A 9649-nucleotide genomic window follows, 5' to 3' on the forward strand; every position below is an offset into this window, starting at 1 on the left:
ATAGCGCCCAATGATCGTTCAGGAGACACCATGAAGACGCTCGAAGACCACCTTTCCCAGTATGCGGCCTACCATCGCGACGCGCGCAACATCGCGACGCATCTGGTCGGCATTCCGATGATCGTGTTCGCGGTCGAGGTGCTGCTGTCGCGGCCGGCGCTCGGCACGCTGGCCGGTGTCGCGCTGTCGCCGGCGCTGCTGCTCGCGGTGGCGTTCGCGGTGTTCTACCTGCGCCTCGACCTGCGCTTCGGGGCGGTCATGACCGCGCTGTTCGCCCTCGGCCTGTGGGCCGCGCAGACGCTCGCGCTGCTGCCGACCGCGCAATGGCTCGCGATCGGCATCGGCGCGTTCGTGGTCGGCTGGATCGTGCAGTTCGTCGGGCACTGGTTCGAGGGGCGCAAGCCCGCGTTCGTCGACGACCTGGTCGGGCTGATGGTCGGGCCGCTGTTCGTCGTCGCCGAAGTCGCGTTTTTCGCGGGCCTGCGCGGCGACGTGCGCCGCGAGGTCGAGCGGCGCGCGGGGCCCGTGCACGGCGGCGCGCATTCGCATGTCTGACACGCCCCACGCCCCACGCGCAACGGCTAAGATGCGGGGTGCGTCGCACGACAGGACGCGTACGCGGAGCAATCGCCATGGTGGATCGCCCGACTCTCGATGCCTACGAAGCCCATGCCGCGCAATACGCGCAGGACTGGCTCGACCAGGCCGCCCCCGACGACATGTATGCACTGCTCGAGCAGTATTTCTCGCCCGGGCCGACGGCCGACGTCGGCTGCGGTGCGGGACGCGACACCGCGTGGCTCGCTTCGCGCGGATTCGACGTGCGCGGCTACGATGCGAGCGCCGCGCTGCTCGCCGAGGCGCGCTTGCGCCACCCGTCGCTGAGCTTCGAGCTGGCTGCGCTGCCGGCGCTCGCCGGCGTGCCGGCCGGCGCGTTTCGAAACGTGTTGTGCGAGACGGTCGTCATGCATCTCGAACAGGCCGATGCCGCAGCGGCGGCCGCGCGGCTGGCCGCGCTGCTGATGCCCGGCGGCACGCTGTACCTGAGCTGGCGGGTGGCCGGCAACGGCGCGCTGCGCGACGAGCGCGGCCGCTTGTATACGCCGCTCGATTCGGCGCGCATGCATGCGGCGCTCGGCGCCGGCATGCACGTGATCGACGAGCACGAGGTGGTCAGCGCGTCGTCCGGCAAGCGCGTGCACCGGCTGATCGCGCGCCGGGCTGACGACCTCGACGGCGCCGCCTGAGCGCGGCGCGCGAACTCACTCGCGGCTGAGTGCCGCTTCCCAGTTGATGTCGACGCACAGCACCTGCATGCCGGTCGCGGCCGGCGCGGCGATCGATGCGGTCACGCACAGGTGCGCTTCGTTGATCGACAGGTACGGCGGCGTCAGATGCACGCGGCCGGGCGCGCGCATCGCGTGGATGAAGTAGGGGCGGCGCTCCCAGCTCGCGCCTTCCGAATGCAGCAGCGGCCGGAAGCGCTTCGCCCGCTGCGAGACGCTGCCGCGCGCGAGCACGTTGTCGCCGATCTGGCGGCCCGATGCATCGAGCAGGAAGCAGCGCGCGGTTTCCGGCAACCCGAGCACGGCGCCGGCCGCGTCGATCAGCGATTCGCCCGCGACGAGCTTCCGGCTGGCTTCCTCCAGCGCGGCGACATACGGCGCGAGGCGTTCGGCCTGCGTGCGCTCGCGTTGCGCGACGCGCAGCCGCAACGCGGCCGACAGCGTATCCATGCAGCCTGCGGCGGCCTGCGGTTGCACGGGGTCGACGCTCGGCCCCGCGAAGTACTGCCCCTGCACGAAATCGACGTCGCATTCGAGCGCGATCATCGCGTCGCGCTCGGTCGAGAGCCCGCCCATCAGCACGAGCTGGCCGGATTCGTGCAGCAGCGACACGAGCCCGGGCAGTACGCGCTCGAGATGCGAGTGTTCGCTCGCCTGCGCGAGGATCCCGCGGTCGAGCGTGACGATGTCGGGGTGCAGGTGCCACACGCGGTCGATGTTCGAATGTTTCGCGCCGAAGCCGCCGAGCGCGATCAGGAAGCCGGCCTTGCGCAGCCCGTCGACGATCGCCGCATAGCGCGGCGTCTCGCCGCCCGCCTGCTCGGGCACCTCGAGCACCACGCGATGCGGCGGCAGGCCGAGCGCCTTCAGGTTCGCGAGCAGCGCGTCGCCGTAGACGGTGTCCATCAGCGCCGCCGGGTGCAGGCTCAGGAAGAGCCATTCGTCGTGACTGTCGAACGCGTGGAAGTTGCCGAGATGCAGCGATTCGGCGAGCCGGCCGAGTTCGAGCAGGTCGCCGCGCCGCGCCGCCTGCGTGAACACCTCGTGCGACGCGACCTGGCGGCTGTCCTCGTCGTGCGCGCGCAGCGACGCGTGATAGCCGATCGCGCGGCGGTGCGACACCGAGAAAACGGGCTGGAACACGCTGAACACGGTGTATGCGCCGTACAGCACGGTGCGCCGCTTCCCGTCGTCGCCGGCGACGGGGCGGGGCGGCTGGAAGCCGGGTGGATCGATGTCGATCATGCTCATGATGTCGGCCGAAGGAAGACTGCCAGTTTACCTACAGAATAGGCGAGCAAGAAGCATGCACGGCATCGTGCCCCGTGCGGCGGGCCGTCGCGGCCGGCAGGGCGCGCGCGGTGCAGCCGTGCTGCACCGACATGGTGCGCGGCGCGCCGCCGTGGCGATTGCGGCGGCGCGCGCCGTGCGTCACGCGCGTTCGGACGGATCGGTCTTGTGCTGCGTGCCGCCGCGGATGTCGGGCGCGAGTTGCGCGAAGATCCACGCGGACGCGGCCGTGATGATCCCGACACAGATGAAGGTCGCATGGAACGCGGGCAGCGTGTTGCTCGGCGTCGCCGTGCGCAGCATCCCGGTGAAGGTGGCCAGCAGCGCGCCCGCGACCGTGACGCCGAGGCTCATCGACAGCATCTGCACGAGCGAGAACAGGCTGTTGCCGCTGCTCGCGCCGCCGGTGCCGAGATCCTTCAGCGTCAGCGTGTTCATCGCGGTGAACTGCATCGAGTTGAAGCCGCCGAACAGCGCGAGATGGACGACCTTCACCCACACCGGCACCGTGTCGCGCATCAGCGCGAAGCTCGCCATCATCACCCCGACCATGATCGTGTTCGCGAGCAGCACCTTGCGGTAGCCGTGCTGCGTGATCAGGCGCGTGATGATCCGTTTCGAGAACATCCCGGCCGCCGCGACCGGCAGCATCATCAGCCCGGCCTCGAATGCCGAATAGCCCAGGCTCACCTGCAGCAGCAGCGGGATCAGGTACGGCATCGCGCCGCTGCCGATCCGCGCGAACAGGTTGCCGAGCAGGCCGACGCTGAACGTATGGATCTTGAACAGCTCGAGCGAGAAGATCGGCTGCGGCGCGCGCACCGCGTACAGCCCGTACGCGACGAAGCACGCGAGGCTCAGGATCAGCAGCACGAGCACGGCCGCGTGCTGCATCCCGAGATCGGCGAGCCCGTCGAGCGACAGCGAGATCGCGACCATCCCGATCGTCAGCAGCAGATAGCCCTTCAGGTCGAAGCGGCCGACGGCCGGGTTGCGCGCGTCGGGCATCGAGTAGAAGGTCGCGACGCAGCCGGCGACGCCCACCGGCACGTTGATCAGGAAGATCCAGTGCCACGACGCGATCTTCACGAGCCAGCCACCGAGCGTCGGCCCGATCAGCGGGCCGATCAGCCCGGGAACCGCGACGAACGACAGCGCGGGCAGGTAGCGTTCGGCCGGGAAGGTGCGCAGCACGGCCAGCCGCCCGACCGGCAGCAGCATCGCGCCGCCCACCCCCTGCACGACGCGGAACACGACGAGCTGCGACAGCGTATGCGCATTCGCGCACAGCAGTGAACCGAGCGAGAACACCAGGATCGCGCTGAAGAACACGCGCCGCGTGCCGAACGTGTCCGCGAGCCAGCCCGAGACGGGAATCATCACGGCCATCGTCAGCGAGTAGGCGATCACGACCGACTGCATCCGCAGCGGCGATTCGCCGAGACTCACTGCCATCGACGGCAGCGCCGTGTTGACGATCGTCGCATCGAGCGTCTGCATGAAGAAGCCCGTCGCAACGAGCCAGAGCATTATGGTGAGGTTCTTTTCGCCGGGAGCGGCGGCGGGCGGGCGTTGGAACATGGGGACGGACCGGTGGCGCGAGACAGCCGCCATTGTAGGCAAAGCCGCCGTGCCACGCAGGATCGGTCCGCACGCCTGTCCGGCGGCGGACCGGTTCAGTTCAGTCGAAAGTGTCTGCAGGCGTATCTGTCCGCGTGTTGCCACTGTCCGAAATACTGGCGTCATCGAACCCACGCGACCCGGAGGCGGCCATGCGCGAACTGCGACTCTACGAGATGGACGGCAGCGAACCGGCCGGGCGGTGGCGGATTGTCGATCGCACCGCGTTGCAGGTCGCGGACGGCGGTCTGTGGGTGACGATCGAGGGCCGGCCCGACGATCACTGGTTGCATGCCGGTGAGACGCTCGCGCTGCTGCCCGGCATGCGCGTTTGGATCAGCGCGGCGGCGGGCGGCGCGGTGTTCGCGTTCGGCCCGCAGGCGGCGCCGGCCGTGCAGGCTGCGCCGAGCGCATGGCGGCGGCTCGCCGCATCGCGCGGCGGCCGCGCTCAGGCGGCCGCGTCGCTGCCGACGTAGCGCGCGCGGGGCCGGATGAGCTTGCCGCTAGCGTACTGCTCGAGTGCGTGCGCGATCCAGCCCGCGGTGCGGCCGGCCGCGAACAGCGTGAACGCGGCGCCGTCGGGCAGCGCAAGCGTGCGCTCCAGCACCGCGAGCGCGAAATCGATCGACGGCCGCAGGCCGGTCGCCGCCTCGACGCGCGCGGCGAGCGCGCGGGCCATGCGCAGCGGCGCCCGGGCGGGCAGCGTCGCGTGCAGTGCGTCGAGCAATGCGCGTGCGCGCGGATCGCCGTCGGGATAGAGCGGATGCGCGAAACCGGACAGCGCCGTGCGTGCGCCGTCCGCGCGTTCGTCGTGTGCGACGCGCAGCGCGAGGTAGCGGTCGAGGTCGGCGGCCCGCGCGGCTTCGTCGAGCAGGGCGCCCGCGCGGAACGTCTCGCCGCCGTGGCGCGGGCCCGACAGCGCCGCGAGCCCGCCCGCGATCGCACCGAACAGGTGGGTGCCGGTCGACGCGATGCAGCGCACCGCAAAGGTCGACGGGTTCAGTTCATGATCGGCGCACAGCACGAGTGTGCGGCGCAGCAGGTCGGCTTCGTCGCGCCGCCGGATCCGCCACGCGGCGGCGAGCTGTCGATGCACGGGCGCGTCGCCCGGCGCGATGCCGGCGAGCGCGGCCGTCGTCACGCGCAGCAGCAGCGCGGCCGCGTCGAACTGCGCGTCGCGCCCCTGCGCCCACAGGCGCGGCAGCGAGGCGGCCGCTGCGGGGAGCAGCACCAGCGTGCGCTCGAGCGGCGCGAGATGGGCCCAGCGGCGGGCCCAGTCTTCCCACTGCGCGGTGTCGAAACCGGTCGACGCAAGCGTTGCCGCAGCGAGCCGCGCGGGCGGACAATCCCACAGGCGGGCCGCCGTTTCCTCTAGCGTCGCGTCGTTCGCGAGCGCGATCGCATCGGCGCCGCGATAGTGCAGGCGCCCGTCGGCGATCTGCGTGATCCGCGATTCGAGCACGGGCACGCCCCAGTCGAGCGAGCGTTCGGCGACGCCGCCCGCGCGTTTTGCGTCGGCGCGGCGGCGTGCGAGCAGGCGCACCTCGTCCGCGTCGTAGCGGCGGCGCTTGCTCGCGCCGTCGGGCAGCGAGCGCAGCAGGCCGCGGCTCACATACGCGTAAAGGGTGCTCACGCTGACACCGAGGATGCCGGCGGCTTCCGGCGCGCTGAGGGACGTCATGCCGATCGCTCCTGTCGGGGCGCATGAAGCGCGGCCCGGCTACAACTATTCGTTATGCATTGATTCGCGCAATCAAGATTGATCGCGCCTGTCGCGAATTCTAGACTCGAATGCGTCTCCTCCACGGCGCGCTTCCACCATGACCCCCGAACTCGCATTGACCCACTTGTGGCAACTGGCGCACGGCGAACCGCGCGCACTGGCCCGCGCGGCCGTGGCGGGGCAGGACCCGACGCTGCCGTCGGCATTCCACGTCGGCACGCTCGCCGCGGCGACGATCGCGGCAGCCGGGCTCGCGGCGGCCGAATGCCACCGGCTGCGCACGGGCGTCGCGCAGCGCGTCGACGTGTCGATGCGCGACGCGCTCGTCGCGTTTCGCAGCGAACGCTACCTGCACGTGGACGACGGCCTGCCGCCCGAGCCGCGCCATCCGGTGACGGGCTTCTACGATACGCGCGACGGGCGCTGGATCCAGCTGCATGCGAACTTTCCGCATCACCTGCACGGGATTCTCGACGTGCTCGGCAGCGGCCCGCAGCGCGATGACGTGGCCGCGGCGATCCGCACGTGGGACGGCGCGGCACTCGATACCGCGCTCGCCGAGGCCGGCCTGTGCGCGGCATTGATCAGAACCCCTGACGAATGGGCGGCGCACGACCAGGCACGGGCGCTCGCGTCGCTGCCGCTGTTCGAGATCGAGCGGATCGGTGACGCGCCCGTCGAGGCGATCGGCCGCGGCGCGCCCGACCAGCCGCTCGCGGGCGTGCGCGTGCTCGATCTCACGCGCATCATCGCGGGGCCGGTCGCGGGCCGCACGCTGGCATCGCACGGCGCACAGACGCTGCTCGTCAACGGCCCGCACCTGCCGAACATCGCGTCGCTCGTGATCGACAACGGGCGCGGCAAGCGCTCGACGTGGATCGACCTGCGCGAGGCGCGCGGCGTCGCCACGTTGCGCGCGCTCGCACGCGACGCCGACGTATTCCTGCAGGCCTATCGCCCCGGCGCGCTCGCGGCGCGCGGGTTTTCGCCGCAGGCGCTGGCGGAGCTGCGACCCGGCATCGTCTGCGTGTCGGTGTCCGCATACGGGCACGCGGGGCCGTGGTCGATGCGGCGTGGCTTCGACAGTCTCGTGCAGTCGGCGAGCGGTATCGCGTGGCACGAGCAGCACGCCGCGCACGCGGACGGCCCGCGCCATCTGCCATGCCAGGCGCTCGATCATGCGACGGGTTATCTCGCGGCGTTCGGCGCGATGATCGCGCTCGCGCGCCGTGCGACCCAAGGGGGGAGCTGGCACGTGCGGCTGTCGCTCGCGCAGACGGGGCGCTGGCTGCAATCGTTCGGCACGGTGCCGGACGGCCTGCGGGCGCCGGATTTCACGTTCGACGACGTGCGCGACCGGATCGACCGGAGCGCGTCGCCGTTCGGCACGATCGATGCCGTGCGTCCGGCCGAACGCCTGCCGGCGACACCGCCGCGCTTCACGCGGCCGCCCGTGCCGCTCGGCACGGACGAAGCATGCTGGCTGTGAGCGCCGGCGGCGCCGTACGCCGTGAGTATTGCCGGCGTTACTTGCGCAGTTCGACGACGAAGTCGTAGTAGTCGTTGCGGCAGTAGGTATCGGTGAGTTCGATCGCGCGCTGGTCGGCCGTATAACCGATCCGCGTGATCAGCAGCAGCGCGTCGTGCGGCGCGATGCCCATCTGTTGCGCGATCTCGTCGGTCGCGTTGACCGCGCGGAAATGCTGCAGTGCGCGCACGATCGGCGTGCCGCGCGCTTCGAGATAGCTGTACAGCGAACCGCCGATTGCCTGCGGATCGGGAATCAGCGTGGCGGGGAACGTCGAATTCTCGACGGCCATCACGATGCCGTCGGCGAGGCGCAGGCGTTTCAGCCGTGTAACGGAGGCGGCCGGCGACAGGCCGAGCTGGATCACTTCGTCGCGATTCGCCGGCTGGATTTCGCGCTCGAGCCATTGCGAACTCGGCTTGAAGCCGCGGCGCTCGAGCATCTCGCTGAAGCTCGACAGCCGCGACAGCGGATCCTCGTAGCGCGGCCGGATGAAGTTGCCGGCGCCTTGCGTGCGGCGGATCAGGCCCTGCTCGACGAGCAGCGCGATCGCCTTGCGCGCGGTAATGCGCGACACGCCGAGCGCTTCGGACAGCACGCGTTCGGACGGCAGCGCCTCGCCGGCCGCCCAGCGATTGTCGTGGATCGCGTCGCCGAGCTTGCGGGCGAGCTGCAGGTAGAGCGGCGTGTCGTTGTCGGGGTCGGGGCGCAGGTCCTGCCAGCGGTCGTCCGTGGGTGCCTTCATGGAATGGGTATCGATCAGGGTGCCGGCCATTCTAAGTCATCATGCGGTGCCGTTATAGCCGGTTTTTGCCGTGTAACAGGTGGACGCCGCACCGATTGACTACACTGATGCGTCGTATTTGATGCTTCGGCCGCGGGCGCGCGGCCACGAATCCGCAGCGAGGAGCACATGACAGACACGATCGCCACGGTCGTCCTGCCGGACGGCGAGACGATTCCGAAACTCGGCCTGGGCACCTGGGAAATGGGCGAGCGGCCAGCGCGCCGGGCGGACGAGATCGCCGCATTGCGCGAGGGGATCGATCTCGGAATGACGCTGGTCGATACCGCCGAGATGTACGGTGACGGCGCGACCGAGGCACTCGTCGGCGAGGCGCTCGCCGGCCTGCGCGACGACGTGTTCCTGGTCAGCAAGGTGTATCCGCATCATGCGAGCCGGCGCGGCGTCGTCGCCGCGTGCGACGCGAGCCTCAAGCGTCTGCGTACTGATCGTCTCGACCTGTACCTGCTGCACTGGCGTGGTTCGGTGCCGCTCGAGGAGACGGTCGAGGGGTTCGAGGCGCTGCGACGCGCGGGCAAGATCCGCCACTGGGGCGTCAGCAACTTCGATACGGCCGACATGGCCGAGCTCGTCGACGAGGCGGGCGGCGGCGCGTGCGCGACCAACCAGATTCTCTACAACATCGCGCGACGCGGCCCGGAATTCGACCTGCTGCCGTGGCTCGCCGATCATCGGATGCCGGCGATGGCCTACAGCCCGGTCGATCACGGACGGCTGCCGAAGCGTTCTCCGCTCGATGAAATCGCGCGACAGCGCGGTGTGTCGGTCACGCGCGTCGCACTCGCCTGGGTGCTTGCGCAGCCGGGCGTGTTCGCGATTCCGAAGACGTCGCGGATCGAGCACGTGCGCGACAATCGCGCCGCGCTCGATCTCGTGTTGAGCGATGACGAGCGCGCGCAACTCGACGGGTACTTCCGTCCGCCGCGCAGCAAGCGCGCGCTCGAAATGCTCTGACCGCGTCGGGGGCAGGCGACGCGTCGGTCAGTGGCCATGGCCACTGGACGATCCGCCGTTGCCGCCGGCACTGCCGCTTCCATTGCCATTGCCAACGCCATTGGCGCCACCGTTGCCAGCGCCGCCGCTACCGTTGCCATTACCGTTGCCACCGCCGTTGCCGTGACCACCGGTACCATGGCTGCCACCGCCGGAGCCACCGCCGGAGCCACCGCCGGAGCCGCCGCCGGAGCCGCCGCCGGAGCCACCGCCGGAGCCACCGCCACCGTTGCCTCCGCCGCCACCGGAGCCGCCGCCGGAACCACCGCCGGAACCACCGCCGGAACCACCGCCCGAGCCGCCGCCGGACCCGCCGCCACCGGGGCCTCCGCCAACACCGGCGCCGCCGCCAGAACCGCCCCCACCGCGGCCGCCACCGCCACCGCCACCGCCGCCGCCGCCCC

At 70.8% G+C, this 9649-nt stretch carries 10 protein-coding genes; 6 read left to right on the plus strand and 4 right to left on the minus strand.

The genetic code is table 11. From position 1 onward, the window contains the following. Positions 1–30 precede the first annotated feature (30 nt). Positions 31–555 carry a DUF962 domain-containing protein gene (locus NQV17_RS33890; protein ID WP_257775609.1) on the plus strand — a complete coding sequence of 175 codons (525 nt, stop codon included), beginning with the start codon at positions 31–33 and terminating at the stop codon, positions 553–555. 77 nt (positions 556–632) lie between these two features. Continuing rightward, a complete protein-coding gene (locus tag NQV17_RS33895; protein WP_257775610.1) occupies positions 633–1247 on the plus strand; it encodes a bifunctional 2-polyprenyl-6-hydroxyphenol methylase/3-demethylubiquinol 3-O-methyltransferase UbiG in 615 nt (204 codons plus the stop codon). Between the two features lie 15 nt (positions 1248–1262). Here NQV17_RS33895 and NQV17_RS33900 read toward each other — a convergent pair whose 3' ends face one another. Next, positions 1263–2537, minus strand: a complete 1275-nt coding sequence (locus NQV17_RS33900) for an EAL domain-containing protein (protein ID WP_044845572.1) — start codon at positions 2535–2537, stop codon at positions 1263–1265. A gap of 180 nt (positions 2538–2717) precedes the next feature. Continuing rightward, entirely contained in the window at positions 2718–4157 is a 1440-nt protein-coding gene (mdtD, locus tag NQV17_RS33905; protein ID WP_257775611.1) for a multidrug transporter subunit MdtD, read from the minus strand. Between the two features lie 191 nt (positions 4158–4348). On the opposite strand from mdtD, the gene NQV17_RS33910 reads away from it, so the two are divergent. Next, positions 4349–4672, plus strand: coding sequence for a DUF2917 domain-containing protein (locus NQV17_RS33910; RefSeq protein ID WP_257775612.1), 324 nt, complete (start codon positions 4349–4351; stop codon positions 4670–4672). Here the strand turns inward: NQV17_RS33910 and NQV17_RS33915 are convergent. Beyond that, the gene (locus tag NQV17_RS33915) at positions 4645–5877 is read right to left on the minus strand and encodes a citrate/2-methylcitrate synthase (protein ID WP_257775613.1); all 1233 of its coding nucleotides are present in this window, start codon (positions 5875–5877) and stop codon (positions 4645–4647) included. The genes NQV17_RS33910 and NQV17_RS33915 overlap by 28 nt on opposite strands. A gap of 139 nt (positions 5878–6016) precedes the next feature. Between NQV17_RS33915 and NQV17_RS33920 the strand changes: the two genes are divergently transcribed. Then, the gene (locus NQV17_RS33920) at positions 6017–7408 is read left to right on the plus strand and encodes a CoA transferase (protein ID WP_257775614.1); all 1392 of its coding nucleotides are present in this window, start codon (positions 6017–6019) and stop codon (positions 7406–7408) included. Positions 7409–7445: 37 nt separating this feature from the next. On the opposite strand, the gene NQV17_RS33925 is transcribed toward NQV17_RS33920, so the two are convergent. Beyond that, a complete protein-coding gene (locus NQV17_RS33925; protein ID WP_044845577.1) occupies positions 7446–8192 on the minus strand; it encodes a GntR family transcriptional regulator in 747 nt (248 codons plus the stop codon). 168 nt (positions 8193–8360) lie between these two features. Between NQV17_RS33925 and NQV17_RS33930 the strand changes: the two genes are divergently transcribed. Further along, positions 8361–9206 carry an aldo/keto reductase gene (locus NQV17_RS33930; RefSeq protein WP_124523007.1) on the plus strand — a complete coding sequence of 282 codons (846 nt, stop codon included), beginning with the start codon at positions 8361–8363 and terminating at the stop codon, positions 9204–9206. A 36-nt stretch (positions 9207–9242) separates the two neighbouring features. Further along, positions 9243–9649: hypothetical protein (locus NQV17_RS33935; protein WP_257775615.1), on the plus strand; the 407-nt coding region annotated here is incomplete at its 3' end.

Origin of the sequence: Burkholderia sp. SCN-KJ (assembly GCF_024656005.1) — a bacterium.
Taxonomy (GTDB): Bacteria; Pseudomonadota; Gammaproteobacteria; order Burkholderiales; family Burkholderiaceae; genus Burkholderia.